This window comes from Faecalicatena contorta (assembly GCF_001404335.1).
Classification (GTDB): domain Bacteria; phylum Bacillota; class Clostridia; order Lachnospirales; family Lachnospiraceae; genus Faecalicatena; species Faecalicatena contortus_B.
The window spans coordinates 1-17,816 of the sequence record NZ_CYZU01000079.1; the positions used below are offsets into that span (position 1 = coordinate 1).

Consider the following 17,816-nt stretch of genomic DNA (forward strand, 5'->3'; position numbering starts at 1 on the left):
CCGGCAGCGGCTGTTCTAGAAACACTTAGCAGCACGGGTGCATATCGCAACGGCATATACAGCCCCAGCGCCTCCCCGGCCTCCCTGTCATTAAGCGTCCCCATCCGTCGACTAGGCTAAAGCTAGCCGACTAAATCCCGATTTATATTATCAGGTTAAGAATAGTGACGATGATATATTTAAAATGGCTGTCCCCTGCAGGAACACAAAATATTCCTACAAAGTTCAGCCATTTATTAAGCGTTATCTTTTATCTCATTATGTCAGAATTATCTTTTTTTCGTGCATTACGCTTCGAATGCATCTCCACAGACGTTACCTCGGCAGTTAACTCAACCCAGGCACCCTCACGGCACCCGGAAGATTCTGCTTAGTGCTGCTTCGTTCCCGACCTGACACGGTTCACAGATTCCCGTCGCGTAAGACCCAGATCTCAACGCCACTTTCCAAGGGCAGCTCTGCAAATCAGCACCCTCTGCGTAATATCACCCCTGCTATAGCGGATTGCAGGTACAAGGTACCGCTAACACCCCGGCTGCACGAGTCTTAATTTTACCCTGTTTTTGCCGAAATGTCAACGGATTAGCCGAGTTTTTATTTACTATAAGCAAAAAATATAGTAAAATTAGCCTTTAAGACGTGGCTGATAGAAATTTTGCTGCGTTTTGCACGAAAATCATGGGTCTGGTGTATCTAATACATCGTAAATTTAGGTCGGCTTATGTGGCAGTTAATTATTGTAAGATGTACTAGTATAAGCCAACATCTGTTCCCGGCCTCGAACAGATACAACAGGCCTTAAAAATGGAGATATGAATTTTTATGAAGGTTTTATTAGCAGCAATCAATGCAAAATATATACATTCCAATCTGGCGGTTTACAGCCTGAAGAGCTTTGCAACAGAGTATGCACGGGAGATTCATATTAAAGAGTATACCATTAACCAGAGAATCGATGATATTTTGGCGGATCTTTACAGGCAGAAGCCGGATATTCTGTGCCTTTCCTGCTATCTCTGGAATATCAGTTATGTAAAACAGATTGTGGTTGAGATTAAAAAGGTACTGCCCGCCATAAGTATCTGGCTTGGCGGCCCGGAGGTTTCCTACAATGCGGCACAGATGCTGGATTGTTATCCACAGCTGGCTGGTATTATGCGAGGGGAAGGGGAAGAAACATTTCTGGAACTGCTTCATTATTATCATGGTAAACGGCATAACCTGGAGGATGTGATGGGGATTGTTTACCGCAGGGATGGCGGCGCCGCAGAAAGCTCCACGGAACAGGCGGAGATTGTGGAAAACCCATGGCGGCCGGTGATAGATCTCAGCCGGGTTCCGTTTGTCTATCAGGATATGGATGAATTTAAAAATAAGATCATCTATTATGAATCCAGCAGAGGCTGTCCGTTTTCCTGCAGCTACTGTCTTTCTTCTATCGATAAAGCCCTTCGATTTAGGGATATTTCCCTGGTGAAAAAGGAACTGCAGCAGTTTATTGACGCAGAGATACCGCAGGTAAAATTTGTGGACAGAACCTTTAACTGCCGGCATGATCATGCCATGGCCGTGTGGTCTTATATCGCGGCTCATGATAAAGGGAAGACAAATTTTCATTTTGAAGTGGCAGCAGACCTGTTAAGTGAAGAAGAACTGAGGCTCATTGAAACGATGCGACCGGGGCTGATCCAGCTGGAAATCGGCGTGCAGTCGGTGAATCCGGATACGCTCCGGGAGATCAGGCGTGTCATGAAGTTTGAAGAAGTGAAACGGGTGGTCAGCCGGATCCGGTCGGGTGGAAACGTGCATCAGCATCTGGATCTGATCGCCGGACTTCCCTTCGAGGACTATCACAGTTTCAGGCATTCTTTTAACGAAGTTTATGCACTGCGGCCCCAGCAGCTGCAGCTGGGATTTTTGAAGGTATTGAAGGGATCGTGTATGCAGGAGCATGCAGGAGAGTATGAGCTTCAATACCAGGACAGGCCGCCTTTTGAAGTGCTGTCTACAAAATGGATGTCTTTTGACGACATCCTCCGCCTCAAGGGGATTGAGGAGATGGTGGAAGTGCATTATAACAGCGGGCAGTTCCAGAATACATTATCTTTGCTGGAACGCGTATTCATGGACAGCTTTACCCTGTATGAAGAACTCAGCCGGTACTATGAAGACAATTCGCTTCATATGCTTAACCATTCAAGAATTATGAGGTATGAGATTCTTTATCGGTTTGCCCTGGCACACGATGGGAAACATGCAGATCAATACAGGAAAGCCCTGACGGTTGATTTATACCTTAGGGATAATGTTAAGAACCGTCCCGATTTTGCCGGGGGTCCCGCTCTTGGAAAAGAGGAGGCCGCCGTATTTTACGACAGAGAGGCAATAGAACACCGGTATCTCAAGGGATATGAGCATTATGACAAGAGACAGATACGAAAAATGACCCATCTGGAAAAGATGGACGGTAAATTTGTGCTGTTTGACTATAAGAACAGAGATGTTCTGACAAATCAGGCAAAAGTATTTTATATAGATATAGAGCGTGTTTGAAAATGCATTGCCGCAATATGCGCCCCACTTCACGGTTTATTTACTGCCAAATCCAGGGGGCGTAGTCCACTGCGTCTCCTAAGTTTGCAGTAAATAAACCGCAGACTGGGACAACATCTTGCAGCAAGCAATTTTGAAACACGCTCTGGAGGAGCGTTTATGAAAAAAAGAACAAGAGAGATTCTCTCCATTTTGGATGAACAGTATGGCCGGGAATACGTGTGTTATCTGAACCATGAGACTCCCTGGCAGTTATTGATTGCCACCATACTCAGCGCCCAGTGCACAGATGCGAGGGTCAATATAGTAACACAGGACTTATTTCAGAAGTATGACACGGTGGAGAAGTTTGCCAATGCAGATCTGAAGGAATTGGAGAAGGATATTAAACCCACCGGCTTTTACCATACCAAAGCAAAAAATATTATCGCCTGCATGAAGGCTCTCGTCGAGCGGTTTGGCGGGGAGGTCCCGCGCAGTCTGGAAGATTTGACCTCTCTGGCAGGGGTAGGGCGCAAGACGGCGAATGTCATCCGTGGGAATATTTACCATGAGCCGAGCGTGGTGGTGGATACGCATGTCAAACGAATCTCAAGACGTCTGGGGCTTACAGAAAATAAGGATCCGGAAAAGATCGAACAGGATTTGATGAAAGCGCTTCCAAAAGACCACTGGATTCTGTATAATATACAGATTATTACATTCGGACGTTCCATCTGTACGGCCAGGAGTCCAAAGTGCGGGGAATGCTTCTTGCAAAAATATTGTAAAGAGTATAAAATAAGATCTAACTAACTAAAATTTGATTCCGGTATAAAGAGGTGAATGAGGTTGAATTTCTATAATAAAAAGGTAAGAAGGATTATATCAATTGTCATTATGGTCATTATCCTGGCGATGGTCGCTACGATGGTAATACCATATCTTGTATAATCGGGAAGTGAATTAAGAAGTCAGGGGAAATGACATGGCAGACAGAAGAAGAAAACGAAGAAGAAGACGCAGACAACAGAGAAGAGCTGTTATCGGAACGGCTTTCGTTTTGGTGTGCGCGCTTCTGGTCATTGTCTGTGTGCAGATTTTTCTCCGGAGCTATATCCGGAAGTTTGACAGCCATAGGATTATTCAGGGCGTTTCTGTCGGGAATACGGATGTGTCCGGTTTGACGGTGGAGAAGGCAAAGGAAAAGGTGGAATCGGAGGTAACGGCATCCATGAAGGCTGGATTGGATCTGACGCTGGAGGACGGCAGGCATTCGGAGGTGGAGCTGTCGGCCCTTGGAATTTCCGTAAAAGATCTGGATAAGACGCTTAAAGAGGCGCTTGACTATGGCAGGAAGGGCAGCGCAGTCCAATGCTATAAGATTATGAAGAAGGCCGAGAAGAATGAGAATAAGAAAAAGTTCCCGGTGGAGTATCAGGTGACCGAGAAGTCCGCAAAAGAGGCATTGAGCCATGCGATGTCCCAGGTTCTGCACCTTCCGGAAAATGCAAAAGTGACACAGGACGATTCCGGTGTGGTGATTGTGGAGCAGAAGGCTGGTGAAGTACTGGATATCAAGAAGACGGTGAAGAGCATCAACAAATTGCTCGGCGGTGATTGGAACGGGAAAGACGCCAGTGTTCCTGCATATGTGGAATATATTGATCCGGAGGTGACAAAAGAGGATCTGAAGGACGTTACAGACCTGCTGGGAAGCTTCACGACTTTTTATGGAAGCGATGGTTCCGGGCGTGCGCAGAACATAGAGAGCGGTGCAAAGCACATCGACGGAGCCTTTTTGAAACCGGGCGAAGAATATTCTGCCAATGCGGCGATGGAGCCTTATACCGAGGAGAACGGATTTACCACGGCGGCCTCCTATGAGGATGATAAGGTTGTGGAATCCATGGGAGGCGGTATCTGCCAGATCTCTACGACTCTGTATAATGCAGTGCTCTTTGCAGAGCTGGAAGTGACGGAGCGCTCTCCTCACACCATGCTTATCTCCTATGTGGACCGTTCACAGGATGCTGCGATTGCAGATGATGTGAAGGATTTGAAGTTTAAAAATAATCAGCAGACACCGATTTATATAGAAGGAATTCTTGCGGACGGCTGTATCACGTTTAACATATATGGCAAGGAAACCCGGGATCCGGGAAGAACTCTTGAATTTGTCAGCGAGACGACAAATGAAACGATGCCGGAGGGGAAACGTTTTGTTGCGACCGAAGAGCCGGCAGGAACGTTCTATACCACCCGGCAGGCACAGCCGGAGATATCCGCACGCCTTTGGAAGGTTGTATACCAGGATGGCGAGGAACAGAGCCGTCAGATTATAAATAACAGCCAGTACGTACCGGTGAAAGAGACAGTTGCAGTGGGAACCGCATCCGCGAATCCCGAACTGACAGAAAAGATCAATCAGGCAATCCAGACTCAGGATGAGGCAAGGATACTGAGTGCTGTCCAGGGGGACAGTCAGGCGGAAAACCAGGAGGACAGCCAGGGGGCCGTTCAGGAGAGCAACCAGGAGAACAACGGGGAGCAGGGACAGTGAATCTATGAAAGCAGGCAATGTATCACAGACTATATGGAAACGGTCTGTAAAAAAACAACTGCATACTGACAGAAAAGAAGTTCTCTTCCAGCCATCGGCGGAAGAGGCGTGCAGCGTGGTTCGTATTTCGGAAGGAAAGCTGGCTGTGTACGCACAGGCAGAGGCTTCTGGAGATTCCGTGAGGACAGGGATCTATGCGGCGGTAAGGGCGCTGAATGATCTGGCGGTTCATGGGGTTGAACCGACGGCATTGTCCGTGCAGATTCTGCTGACGCCGTATGCGCAGGAGGAGGATCTGAAAGCGATGACCGGCTGTCTGGAATCCGTTTGCCTGGAGGCAGGCGTGCAGCTGGCCTGTGTGCGGGCCGAGGTGACTTCGGCCGTCGCCCGTACGGTTATATTTGTAACGGCACAGGGAGAGGCGGAGGAGGATGCGCTGCTGCGTCCTGCTTATGCCCTTCCTGGACAGGATATCGTACTGTGCGGCTATGCAGGACTGGAGGGCATGCTGCGGATTCTGGATGAGCGGGAAGAAGAGCTGGGCAGGAGGTTTGTCCCCGCCTTCATTCAGCAGATGAAGCAGCTCAGGGGGAATGTGCTGGCGCTTGATGCCGCCCGTGCAGCGGCCGCTTGCGGAGTAAAGGCGATGTACCAGGTTGGAAGCGGCGGAATATTTGCAGGGCTGTGGGAATTGGCAGAGGCCGCAGGAATCGGACTGGATGTGGAATTGTCCGGTATGTCTGTCAGACAGGAGACAGTGGAGCTCTGCGAGTATTATAACCTGAATCCCTATCAGATGACATCTGCGGGCTGCATCCTTATGACTGCCCGGGACGGAGATGCGCTTGTGAAAGCTTTGGAAAGGGTGGGGGCACGAGCCGGCAAGCTTGGGGTTACCACGGACAAGAAGGCCCGGGTAATCACAAGCGGTGAAGAACAACGATACTTAGACAGGCCGGCTCCAGATGAACTGATGTGCTGGTGGGAGCGGACCGGCGGTACAAACTGCCGGCCTGTGTAAATATAGATTTCCGTACGGCATCCGCTGTGCGGCCGCACGGAGGGAACAGTTCAGGCCTGCCTGAATTGTTACGCGAGAAACAAAGAGGATCTAAGATTCACAATGGCAGAATGAAGGAGGAGTAGAAATGGATAACCTGAGAAATGAAATTTTAAGATATCTGGAGACGAACAGCAGGGTCAATCTGGCGGAACTTGGAGTTCTGGTGGGAGTGGATGAGACGACAGTGGCAAATGAGATTGCCGATATGGAAAAAGAAAAGATTATCTGCGGATACCATACGCTGATCGATTGGGATAAGGCTGGTGTGGAGTCTGTGACAGCCCTGATTGAGGTGCGTGTGACACCGCAGCGCAACCAGGGATTTGACCGGATTGCAGAGAGGATCTACAATTATCCGGAAGTACATGCGGTATACCTGATATCCGGAGGATATGACCTGCTCGTGACACTGGAGGGAAAAACACTGAAAGAAGTATCCCGCTTTGTTTCTGAGAAGCTTTCCCCCATCGATGCTGTGATTAGTACTGCAACATATTTCATATTAAAAAAATACAAAGACCATGGAACGGTTCTGGTACCGAAGAAAGAATCAGAAAGGATGCTGGTGACGCCGTAATGAGAAATCCATTATCTAAAAAAATAATCGAAATCGAACCGTCCGGCATCCGCAAGTTCTTTGACGTGGCAAATGAGATGAAAGATGCGATTTCACTGGGTGTGGGGGAACCGGACTTTGACACTCCCTGGCGGATACGTGAGGAGGGCATCTTTTCCCTGGAAAGGGGCCGCACCTTCTATACATCCAATGCCGGACTGCAGGAATTAAGGGATGAGATCTGCAATTATCTGGAGCGAAAGATTCATGTCAGATATGATTCCAGACATGAGACACTGGTTACCGTGGGCGGCAGCGAGGCCATTGATGTGGGCCTGCGCTGTATGCTGGATCCCGGAGATGAAGTTCTGATTCCACAGCCCAGCTATGTATCCTATCTGCCATGTACCGTCATGGCAGACGGCAAACCGGTTGTCATACCGCTGCAGTATGAAAATGAATTTAAGCTGACGGTTGAGGACCTGGAGAAGTATATTTCTTCAAGGACGAAGGTGCTGATTATGCCTTTCCCTAATAATCCGACAGGATCCATTATGACAAAAGAGGATCTGGAGCCGGTGGCAGAGTTTGTAAAAGAACATGATCTATATGTTATCTCAGATGAGATTTATTCAGAACTGACCTACAAGACTGAGCACGTATCCATCGCCAGCCTTCCGGGAATGCGGGAGAGGACCATAGTGATCAACGGCTTTTCCAAGGGATTCGCTATGACTGGGTGGCGCCTTGGCTATTGCTGCGGTCCGGAGACAATTATCGAACAGATGGTGAAACTGCACCAGTTCGCCATCATGTGCGCGCCTACAAACAGCCAATATGCGGCGATTGAGGGCCTGAGAAACTGCGACGATGAGGTGGAAGAAATGCGCAAATCCTATAATCAGAGAAGGCGTTTTCTGATGCACGAATTCGCGCGCATGGGCCTGGAATGCTTTGAACCGTTCGGTGCATTTTATGTATTCCCAAGCATCCTGGAGTTTAATATGACATCTGAGGAGTTTGCAACCCGCCTGTTAGAAGAGGAGAAGGTGGCTGTTGTTCCCGGAACCGCATTTGGAACATGCGGAGAGGGCTTTCTGCGTATCTCCTACGCATATTCCCTGGATGACCTGAAGGTAGCGCTGGGGCGTTTGGGCAGATTTATTCAGCGCCTCAGAAACGAGAGGTAAATGCAATGCTGAATATTGTACTGCTGGAGCCGGAGATCCCGGCAAACACCGGGAACATCGGGAGAACCTGCGTAGCCACGAATACGCGCCTGCATCTGATTGAGCCTCTGGGGTTTAAGCTGAACGAGAAAGCGTTAAAGCGTGCGGGGATGGACTACTGGGCTGACCTGGATGTAACCACCTATATTGATTTTAAAGATTTTCAGGAGAAGAATCCGGGTGTCAGGTTATACATGGCTACTACAAAGGCGCCGAAAGTATACACAGAGGTTCACTATGAACCGGACTGCTATATCATGTTTGGAAAGGAAAGCGCCGGTATTCCGGAAGAGATCCTGGTGGAACACCAGGAGGACTGTGTGAGAATCCCTATGGACGGTGATATCCGTTCCCTGAACCTGGGTAATTCCGTGGCGGTTATCTTATATGAGGCTTTGCGTCAGAATGGATTCTCCGGTATGAATCTGGAGGGTCATCTGCACCAGCTTCACTGGCGGGAATGACAAAACGGAGCAGAGGTGTTATGAATGACGGAGCAAGACGCGCGTCCCGCCGCAGGCATGTTAAGACATACTTGTAATTTAGAAAAATTGTGAATAGAAAGAACCAGAAAAAGGGTAAATAAATCTGTATTTCTGGTTCTTTTTCTTTTGGAGAGCTCCATTTGTTAACCCGGAAACATCCTATTCCAGAAGATATGGGGAAAAGGCGGAATTTGGATCAAAAACACTTTTTCCAAAATTGTTTTTATTTTCAGTGAATAACAAAAAAAGCGGTTGAGAAAACCAGGTTTTGTATATAATAAGATTAGTTGATTTTGGGGTTCTATTTATGTTTAAGGGTAAAACAGAGGTATATCGAAACAAATAACACAATTTTTACAAATAAAAGTCAATATATTATTGTTTACCATAAAAAAATTGTGTGATATTCTATAACAGTTCAGGCAGGTCTGCGTATTTACTGCGCAGACCGTACGCAGAAAGGCGGTGACCAATTTATGGTAGAAGAAACCATTCAAGTGATCAGGGAAACGGAAGCAAAAGCCGGGGCTATTGTGAAAGAAGCCGATGCAAAGTGCAGAAAAATACTGGATGATGCATCGAAAGAGGCTGATATGCTGAAGGCCGATCAGGCAGAAGAGATTCGCAGACAGGCAGAATCCATGATGGAAGCTGCGAAAGAACAAGGTGCACAATCTCTGAAAGAAGCAGCGTCTGCTGTGGAAAAAGAAATCAGTGCACTTAAGGAGCTGGCTTCCGAGAAGGAAGAACAGGCAGTTAGCCTCGTAATATCACAACTGGTTTCATAAAAAAGCAGGATGAAGGAGGTAATACATTATGGCGGTATTGCAGATGCAGCGAATGAGTATCTGCGCATTGAAGAAAGACCGGAAGGCAATCCTGGAAAAATTGCAGCACATGGGAGTGATGGAGATTAACCACATTTTGGAGGAGGACGAAGACTTCCGCAAAATGAACACGGCGAATGCCAGAAGCGGTTTCGAAAAGGCTGCGGCATCGGCGGACCAGGCGCTGCACCTACTGCATCAGTATGCTCCCGTGAAGCAGTCCCTTCTGTCGTCATTGGAGGGAAAAGACCTGGTAGATAAAGAAAAGTACCGGTCTGTGATTGAGAACAGGGATGATCTGCAGAGAACGGCCAGAAGAATTCAGGCGTTGGATAAGGAACGGGCGGAACACAGAGCCAATATCCTTAAAATTGAAAATAGTATCGAAAGCCTGATGCCCTGGCTGCCACTTAATGTACCCGTGGCCTTCGGGGGGACAGAACATATTGTGATGCTGCCGGGAACACTGCCCGGACAGTTAACGCTGGAACAGGTATATGCAGCGCTGGCGGAACGTGCGCCGGAACTGGAGACGGATATCCATATCATCTCCACGGAGCAGGACACCATATATCTGGCCGTATTCTGCCTGCGAAGAGATGCGGCGGCAGCAGAAGAAGCGCTCAGAAGCATGGGATTCGCAAGACCGTCTCAGGTCACGGATCAGGTTCCCGCAGAGGCAAAGGCAGATATGGAGAAGGAGATTTCCGAAATTGAGTCCAGGGTCGCTGAGATTGAGAAGGAAATCACCAGCCTGGCGGTTCACCGTGAAGGACTGAAGCTTCTGGCAGATTATTACCGTATCCGTGCAGATAAGTATGAGGTGCTCGGTCAGCTGCCGCAGTCGGAGCGGACCTTCCTGATCAGCGGGTATGTGCCGAAAAAGGAAGCAGTCCGGGTTAAGAAGGCATTAGACGGCAAATATGACTGTGTCGTGGATCTGGAGGAACTAAAGGAAGAGGAAGAAGCGCCTGTACTCCTGCAGAACAGCAGGTTTTCATCCAGCGCAGAGGGGATACTGGAGGCGTTCGGCCTGCCGGGCAGGGGAGAAGTAGACCCCACCTCAATTATGTCATTTTTCTATGTGTTTCTGTTTGGTCTGATGCTTTCAGATGCGGCATACGGGGCGATCGTTTCTATTGTATGCGGGATATTAATTATAAAGTTTCCAAGAATGGGCAGAAGCATGAAGACATCCATTCAGCTGTTTTTCTGGTGTGGGATATCCACCCTGTTCTGGGGCATCATGTTTGGCGGCTATTTCGGGGACGTGGTGAATGTCATATCAAGGACATTTTTCGGGCACGAGGTCGGGATACCGGCGGTGTGGTTCGTTCCTCTGGATGAACCAATGAAGCTCTTGATCTACTCTATGCTGTTTGGAGTGATCCATCTTTTTACCGGGCTGGGCATCAAGGGCTATCTATGCCTGAGGGATAAAAGATACATGGACTTCTTCTGTGACGTAGTCCTCTGGTATATGCTTTTAATCGGGCTTTTGATCATGTTGATTCCAAGTAACATTTTTGCATCCATTGCCCAGACAACCATCGTATTCCCGCCGGCGGTGAATGCGCTCGGTAAATGGCTGGCAATCATAGGTGCAGTCGGCATTGTACTGATGTCAGGACGTGCGAATAAGAACTTCGGGATCCGTCTGGCGCTGGGGGCATACGACCTCTACAATGTCAGCGGGTGGCTCAGCGATGTGCTTTCTTATTCAAGGCTTCTTGCACTTGGCCTGGCTACCGGTGTGATCGCGTCCGTTGTAAACCAGATGGGAAGTATGGGCGGCAAGAGCGTGCTTGGAGTAATCGTGTTTATTGCTGCCTTTATCGTGGGGCATACATTTAATATAGCGATTAATCTTTTGGGCGCATATGTGCACACAAACCGACTGCAGTATGTAGAGTTTTTCGGTAAGTTCTATGAGGGCGGCGGACGTGCATTTCACCCTTTTAAAGAAAATACAAAATATGCAGATATTAAGGAGGAAACAAATTTATGAGTCAGTTAGGTATTGTTTATGCGCTTCTTGGCGCGGCAGTTGCGGTATTTCTTTCAGGAGCAGGTTCAGCACTGGGAGTCGGGATAGCAGGACAGGCTGCATCCGGAGTTGTATCGGAGGATCCGAGTAAGTTTGCAAAGGTATTGATTCTTCAGCTGCTGCCCGGTACACAGGGACTGTATGGATTGATTATCGGTTTCGTAACACTTTCAAAGATCGGCCTTCTGGGCGGCGGCGCGGCAGAGATCTCTGTTACGACCGGGCTTCTGATTCTGGCAGCCTGCCTTCCAATCGGTATCGTAGGTTTAATTTCCGGAAGATCCCAGGGAAAAACTGCGGCGGCATCTATCGGCATCATTGCAAAAAAACCGGATCAGTTCGGTAAAGCAATGCTTTTCCCTGCAATGGTTGAGACATATGCAATTCTGGCACTTCTGATCTCTTTCTTGGCAGTAACTGCAATTCAGGTATAATTGGGAATGTATCACAAAGACGCAAGTAGTATGAAGAAGGAGAGCTTATAAATGAGCGGATTAGACAAAATGAAAAGTCAGATCCTGGATGAGGCGGCCCATACAGCGGAAGAGAAAATCGCCGAGGCTGAGGCAAAGGCAGAGAAAATATTAAAGGATGCCCGCGCAGAGGCGGCATTGCAGGCCGGGAAAATCTCCGACAAGGCTCAGGCGGATGCGGAGCATTACGCACAGCGTATCGCTTCCTCCTGCGAGATGCAGCGGAGGCAGGCGATTCTGCGCGCGAAGCAGGAAGTGATAGCAGATGTGCTCGACAAGGCATATGACAGGTTATTGAATCTGGATACAGAAGCATATTTTGAAATGATCCGGAAGATGCTGGAAGAATATGTCCTGCCGGAAGACGGCGTCATCTGCTTTTCGGCAGAAGATCTGGCGAGAATGCCCGCTGGATTTGAAGAGGTGATTCAGAAAACTGCTGCCGGTAAGGGCGGCGCCTTAAGCCTGTCCAGGGATGCAAAAGAGATGAGTGGCGGTTTCATCCTGGTATATGGAGGGATCGAAGAAAACTGTACCATTCGGGCTTTATTCGAAGCAAAGAGGGATGAATTATCCGATAAAGTGCATGGATTATTATTCGGATAGGTTGAAAGGAAACATCCGTGTTACTAAGGCTCGAAAGAACCGAGCCCAAGTCAACAGGATGTACTTTACAACTAAGGTTTGAAAGTACCAAACCTAAGTTGTATAAGCAGGAGGGTTTATTTTGAATGATTTAGAGTATACTTACGCGGTTGCGCGTATACGGGCTTTGGAGTCCTCCCTGTTTTCAGGTACTGAAATTGAGCGGCTGCTGGCTTGTTCGGATGAAGAGCAGTGCCTGCAGCTTCTGAGTGAAAAAGGCTGGGGAGACGCAACAGGTTCTATGGACGCTTCTGCCATGCTGAAACGGGAAGAAGAGAAGACCTGGGAAGTGATTCGCGATGTTGCTCCCGATCTGTCAGTGTTTGATGTCCTGTCTTATTCCAAGCTGTACCATAATCTGAAGGCTGCAATTAAAGAAGTGTGCACGGAAGTGGAGAATAAGAATATTTTTTATGACGACTGTTCCATCCCGGGGCCGGAGATGCTTCAGATTGTGAGAAATAAGGAATTCTACAGACTTCCGGGGACTATGGGGGAGACGGCGGCAGAGGCCTATGATACGCTTCTTCATACGAGAGATGGGCAGCTGTGCGATATCATCGTCGACAGGGCGGCCCTGGAAGCCATTTATGAGGCGGGGCAGAAGGCGGAAGATGAGATTATCAAAAACTATGCCGAGTCTACCGTGGCAATTGCGGATATTAAGATCGCCGTCCGTTCGCAGAAGACGGGCAAATCTTTGGAGTTTATGAAGCGCGCGATGGCGCCCTGCAGCAGCGTAAATGTAGAGCAGTTATCGAAAGCCGCGGTGTCCGGGCTTGATGCGGTCAGAGACTATCTTCTGGGTACTTCCTACGCGGAGGGTGCGGCGGCGCTGGAGGAATCCCCTTCGGCATTCGAACGGTGGTGCGATAACCGCATGATGGAAACAATCCGGCCGCAGAAATACAATTCTTTTTCTGTAGGCCCGCTGGTAGCCTATGTGCTGGCAAGGGAAAATGAAATAAAAACTGTTCGGATTATCCTGACCGGGAAGCAGAATGATTTTCCGGATGAGGCGATCAGGGAAAGGATCAGGGAGATGTATGTATAAGATAGCAGTGATTGGCGACTACGACAGCATATACGGCTTCGCAACACTGGGCCTTAGCATCTGCCCCGTCCGGAGCAAAGAAGAAGCGGAAGCTAAGATAAGACAGTTTGCAAGCGGTAAATATGGAATTATCTATATTACTGAGGCTGTGGCAGCAGAATTAAAGGATGTAATCGAAGAGTATAAAGAACGGACACTGCCTGCGATTATTCAGATACCGGGGGTATCCGGTAATACTGGCGCAGGTGTGGAAGGTGTAAAGAAAACCGTGGAACAGGCAGTCGGATCAGACATCCTGTTTTCGCAGGGGTAGGAGGTTCGAATGAGTACAGGAGTAATTAAAAAAGTGGCAGGACCTCTGGTTATTGCAGAGGGTATGCGTGACGCGAATATGTTTGACGTCGTTCGTGTCAGTAATCAAAGACTGATTGGAGAGATCATAGAGATACATGGAGATGAGGCTTCTATACAGGTTTATGAGGAAACTTCAGGACTGGGGCCCGGAGAACCGGTACAGTCTATGGGAGTTCCCATGTCTGTGGAATTAGGACCCGGCCTGATCAGCAGTATCTATGACGGAATCCAGAGGCCGCTTGATGATATCATGAAGATTTCCGGAAACAATCTGAAACGCGGAGTGGAAGTATCATCTTTGAAAAGAGATTTGAAATGGGAATTTGTCCCTACAGTGGCTGCAGGGGATGACGTAGAGCCCGGGGATATCATCGGTACGGTACAGGAAACGATCGTTGTTCAGCAGAAAATCATGGTGCCTTATGGCATAAAAGGAAAAATAAAAGAAATCAAAGCCGGTGAGTTTACGGTGGAAGAGACAGTTGCGGTTGTTGAGACTGCGGACGGTGATAAGAATCTGACCCTGATGCAGAGGTGGCCGGTTCGAAGAGGGCGGCCTTATCAGAAAAAACTGCCGCCTGAGATGCCGCTTGTTACAGGGCAGCGTGTTGTAGATACTTTCTTTCCCATCGCAAAAGGCGGTGTGGCAGCGGTTCCGGGCCCATTTGGAAGCGGTAAGACAGTTATACAGCATCAGCTTGCAAAATGGGCGGAAGCAGATATCGTTGTTTATATCGGATGCGGCGAGCGCGGCAATGAGATGACGGACGTTCTGAACGAGTTTCCGGAACTGAAGGATCCCAAGACGGGGCAGTCACTGATGGAGCGGACGGTGCTGATAGCAAATACATCCGATATGCCTGTGGCAGCCCGTGAAGCCTCTATATACACAGGAATCACAATCGCAGAATACTTCAGGGATATGGGATTCTCAGTAGCCTTAATGGCAGACTCAACATCCCGCTGGGCGGAGGCTCTTCGGGAAATGTCCGGGCGCTTGGAAGAGATGCCTGGCGAGGAGGGCTACCCCGCATATCTGGGCAGCCGTCTTGCACAGTTCTATGAACGGGCCGGCCATGTGATCTGCCTTGGAAAAGACGGCAGGGAAGGAGCGCTGTCCGCGATCGGAGCGGTATCCCCTCCCGGCGGCGATATTTCCGAGCCGGTGTCACAGGCAACTCTTCGTATCGTGAAAGTATTCTGGGGACTGGACTCTGCGCTTGCGTATAAGAGACATTTCCCTGCGATCAACTGGCTGAACAGTTATTCGCTGTATCTGGATGATATGGAAAAATGGTTCAACGCCAAAGTTGCACCTGACTGGATGGAAAACCGCCAGAAGATGATGTCACTTCTTCAGGAAGAGGCAGAGCTGGAAGAGATTGTGAAGATGGTTGGTATGGACGCCCTGTCCCCGAGTGACCGCCTCAAGATGGAAGCCGCACGTTCTATCCGGGAAGATTTCCTGCATCAGAACTCCTTCCATGAGGTGGATACTTACACCTCACTCAAAAAGCAGCATATGATGATGAAACTGGTTATGGCTTTCTATGAACAGGCCGTAGCGGCGCTTGCAGAAGGCGCTTCGCTGCAGAAGCTGATTCGTATGCCGGTCCGCGAGCAGATCGGCCGTTTCAAGTATACACAAGAGGATCAGCTGGACAGTGCATACGAGGAAGTGAAGAAAGAGCTGCATATGGAAATTGCCAACACAATCGGGAAGGAGGACTTCTAATGCCAAAAGAGTATAGAACCATACAGGAGGTAGCCGGTCCTCTGATGTTAGTGCGCGGCGTGGAAAATGTCACCTACGATGAACTGGGAGAGATCGAGCTTGCAGACGGCGAAACAAGGCGCTGCAAGGTGCTGGAGATTAACGGAAACGACGCTCTGGTACAGTTATTTGAAAGTGCAACAGGTATTAACCTGTCAAACAGTAAAGTCCGTTTTCTGGGACGGAGCATGGAACTTGGAGTTTCTGAGGATATGCTGGGGCGTGTATTCGACGGCCTGGGCCGTCCGATCGATGAGGGGCCGGAGATTCTTCCGGATGCACGCATGGATATTAACGGCCTGCCTATGAACCCGGCTGCCAGAAACTATCCGGAGGAGTTTATCCAGACGGGTGTTTCTGCCATTGACGGTCTGAACACCCTGGTAAGGGGGCAGAAGCTGCCTATATTCTCTGCTTCCGGCCTGCCCCATGCCCAGCTTGCCGCGCAGATTGCAAGACAGGCAAAGGTACTGGGGACGAACGAGAATTTTGCCGTTGTATTTGCCGCAATGGGTATCACGTTTGAAGAGTCCAACTTTTTTATAGAAAGCTTTAAAGCAACAGGAGCGATTGACAGGACCGTTTTGTTTGTCAATCTGGCAAATGACCCCGCGATCGAGCGTATTGCGACCCCGCGTATGGCACTGACAGCGGCGGAATACCTTGCTTTCGAAAAGGATATGCACGTGCTTGTTATCCTGACCGATATCACAAACTACGCGGATGCCCTGCGTGAGGTTTCCGCCGCCCGTAAAGAGGTTCCGGGGCGCCGCGGATATCCGGGATATATGTATACGGACCTGGCATCGCTGTATGAGAGAGCCGGTCGGCAGAATGGCAAAAAGGGAAGTATCACAATGATCCCGATCCTGACCATGCCGGAAGATGATAAGACACACCCGATTCCTGACCTGACGGGGTATATTACGGAGGGCCAGATCATCTTGAGCCGTGATCTGTATAGAAAAGGTGTTACGCCTCCTATCGACGTACTGCCGTCCCTGTCGCGTCTGAAGGATAAGGGAATCGGCGAAGGCAAGACGCGCGCCGACCATTCCAATACGATGAACCAGCTGTTTGCGGCATATGCACGAGGCAAGGACGCCAAAGAGCTGATGGTGATTCTCGGTGAAGCCGCCCTGACTGACGTTGATTTGATCTATGCAAAGTTTGCAGATGCATTTGAACATGAATATGTATCCCAGGGATACCAGACAGACCGAAGCATTGAAGAGACGTTGAATATCGGATGGAAATTACTCTCCATGCTGCCAAGAGCAGAACTGAAACGTATAGACGACAAGTTCTTAGACCTGTACTACGGGAAAGAATAAGGAAAACGCAGCAGGCGGCATAGAAAAAGAGAGGTGATTACATTTGGCATCAACACAGGTTAACCCAACCCGTATGGAACTGACCCGATTGAAGAAAAAAAGACTGACTGCCATCCGCGGCCACAAGCTTTTGAAAGACAAACGGGATGAGCTGATGCGCCAGTATCTGGATCTGGTGCGGGAGAACATGGAGGTTCGTTTGAGAGTGGAAGCCGGAATCCTTTCTGCCAACAAAAACTTTGTTATAGCCAAAGCAGGGATGTCCGAGGCAGCGCTGAATACAGCACTCATGGCGCCAAAACAGGAAATCAATCTGGTTCCGAAGGAAAAGAATGTCATGAGTGTAGATATACCGACCTTTGATTACAAGACAAGGACAGCAGATGAGAATGATATCTATTCCTATGGTTTTGCCTTTACATCCAGTGATCTGGATGGGGCCGTTAAGTCGCTGGCAGATATACTGCCCGATATGATACGGCTTGCAGAGTGCGAAAAAGCGTGCCAGCTCATGGCGGCAGAGATCGAGAAGACAAGAAGGCGCGTAAACGCGCTGGAACACGTCATCATACCAGAGGCAGAAAAGAACATCAAGTATATTACAATGAAATTGGATGAAAATGAGAGAAGCACCCAGATTCGTCTGATGAAGGTGAAAGATATGATGTTGGAAGAGGCACATCATTATAATAAAAAGCAGGAATACATGAAATAAATCGGGAGTTAGTGACGCGCTTTAGTCGCGGCACGGATGGGGACGCTCCATGAAGGGATCGCCAAAAACCTCCCGGAGAACATCCATGTCCTTTCAAAAACGCGGCCGCGGACCTAAGAAATTCTAGGCGGGAAACAGCCCTGAAAATGGAGCACCACTGACACA

16 protein-coding genes and 1 other RNA gene are annotated in these 17,816 nt (G+C 48.9%); 16 read left to right on the forward strand and 1 reads right to left on the reverse strand.

What is annotated here, in order from left to right; all coding sequences use genetic code 11:
- Positions 1 to 280 precede the first annotated feature (280 nt).
- Positions 281 to 543, reverse strand: an RNA gene (gene ffs, locus ARB69_RS25675) — signal recognition particle sRNA large type.
- Between the two features lie 279 nt (positions 544 to 822).
- Here ffs and ARB69_RS23620 point away from each other — a divergent pair.
- From ARB69_RS23620 to ARB69_RS23695, 16 genes are all read left to right on the forward strand, one after another.
- The gene (locus ARB69_RS23620; protein WP_055155190.1) at positions 823 to 2,553 is read left to right on the forward strand and encodes a B12-binding domain-containing radical SAM protein; all 1,731 of its coding nucleotides are present in this window, start codon (positions 823 to 825) and stop codon (positions 2,551 to 2,553) included.
- A 159-nt stretch (positions 2,554 to 2,712) separates the two neighbouring features.
- On the forward strand, positions 2,713 to 3,348 hold the full coding sequence (gene nth, locus ARB69_RS23625; RefSeq protein WP_055155191.1) for an endonuclease III: 636 nt from the start codon (positions 2,713 to 2,715) through the stop codon (positions 3,346 to 3,348).
- Positions 3,349 to 3,520: 172 nt separating this feature from the next.
- Positions 3,521 to 5,095 (forward strand): VanW family protein, encoded by a 1,575-nt coding sequence (locus ARB69_RS23630; RefSeq protein WP_055155192.1) that lies wholly within the window; start codon positions 3,521 to 3,523, stop codon positions 5,093 to 5,095.
- A gap of 4 nt (positions 5,096 to 5,099) precedes the next feature.
- Complete coding sequence (locus tag ARB69_RS23635; protein ID WP_055155193.1) at positions 5,100 to 6,116, forward strand: AIR synthase-related protein; 1,017 nt, start codon at positions 5,100 to 5,102, stop codon at positions 6,114 to 6,116.
- A gap of 127 nt (positions 6,117 to 6,243) precedes the next feature.
- A complete protein-coding gene (locus ARB69_RS23640; protein WP_044926270.1) occupies positions 6,244 to 6,735 on the forward strand; it encodes an Lrp/AsnC family transcriptional regulator in 492 nt (163 codons plus the stop codon).
- The gene (locus ARB69_RS23645) at positions 6,735 to 7,904 is read left to right on the forward strand and encodes an aminotransferase class I/II-fold pyridoxal phosphate-dependent enzyme (RefSeq protein WP_050639497.1); all 1,170 of its coding nucleotides are present in this window, start codon (positions 6,735 to 6,737) and stop codon (positions 7,902 to 7,904) included. Before ARB69_RS23640 ends, ARB69_RS23645 begins: the two co-directional genes overlap by 1 nt.
- A gap of 5 nt (positions 7,905 to 7,909) precedes the next feature.
- Positions 7,910 to 8,407: a tRNA (cytidine(34)-2'-O)-methyltransferase gene (locus tag ARB69_RS23650; RefSeq protein WP_055155194.1), complete on the forward strand. Its 498-nt coding sequence runs from the start codon at positions 7,910 to 7,912 to the stop codon at positions 8,405 to 8,407.
- 497 nt (positions 8,408 to 8,904) lie between these two features.
- The gene (locus ARB69_RS23655; RefSeq protein ID WP_050639499.1) at positions 8,905 to 9,216 is read left to right on the forward strand and encodes an ATPase; all 312 of its coding nucleotides are present in this window, start codon (positions 8,905 to 8,907) and stop codon (positions 9,214 to 9,216) included.
- 28 nt (positions 9,217 to 9,244) lie between these two features.
- Positions 9,245 to 11,263, forward strand: a complete 2,019-nt coding sequence (locus tag ARB69_RS23660) for a V-type ATP synthase subunit I (protein WP_055155195.1) — start codon at positions 9,245 to 9,247, stop codon at positions 11,261 to 11,263.
- Positions 11,260 to 11,736, forward strand: coding sequence for a V-type ATP synthase subunit K (locus ARB69_RS23665; RefSeq protein ID WP_025654414.1), 477 nt, complete (start codon positions 11,260 to 11,262; stop codon positions 11,734 to 11,736). The genes ARB69_RS23660 and ARB69_RS23665 overlap by 4 nt, the downstream gene beginning before the upstream one ends.
- A gap of 51 nt (positions 11,737 to 11,787) precedes the next feature.
- A complete protein-coding gene (locus tag ARB69_RS23670) occupies positions 11,788 to 12,381 on the forward strand; it encodes a V-type ATP synthase subunit E (RefSeq protein ID WP_050639501.1) in 594 nt (197 codons plus the stop codon).
- A gap of 121 nt (positions 12,382 to 12,502) precedes the next feature.
- The gene (locus tag ARB69_RS23675; RefSeq protein ID WP_055155196.1) at positions 12,503 to 13,474 is read left to right on the forward strand and encodes a V0D/AC39 family V-type ATPase subunit; all 972 of its coding nucleotides are present in this window, start codon (positions 12,503 to 12,505) and stop codon (positions 13,472 to 13,474) included.
- On the forward strand, positions 13,467 to 13,787 hold the full coding sequence (locus tag ARB69_RS23680; protein ID WP_025654417.1) for a V-type ATP synthase subunit F: 321 nt from the start codon (positions 13,467 to 13,469) through the stop codon (positions 13,785 to 13,787). The genes ARB69_RS23675 and ARB69_RS23680 overlap by 8 nt, the downstream gene beginning before the upstream one ends.
- 9 nt (positions 13,788 to 13,796) lie before the next feature.
- Positions 13,797 to 15,563, forward strand: coding sequence for a V-type ATP synthase subunit A (locus ARB69_RS23685; protein WP_050639503.1), 1,767 nt, complete (start codon positions 13,797 to 13,799; stop codon positions 15,561 to 15,563).
- A complete protein-coding gene (locus ARB69_RS23690) occupies positions 15,563 to 16,936 on the forward strand; it encodes a V-type ATP synthase subunit B (protein ID WP_050639504.1) in 1,374 nt (457 codons plus the stop codon). The genes ARB69_RS23685 and ARB69_RS23690 overlap by 1 nt, the downstream gene beginning before the upstream one ends.
- Positions 16,937 to 16,979: 43 nt before the next feature.
- Positions 16,980 to 17,651, forward strand: coding sequence for a V-type ATP synthase subunit D (locus tag ARB69_RS23695; RefSeq protein ID WP_050639505.1), 672 nt, complete (start codon positions 16,980 to 16,982; stop codon positions 17,649 to 17,651).
- Positions 17,652 to 17,816 lie beyond the last annotated feature (165 nt).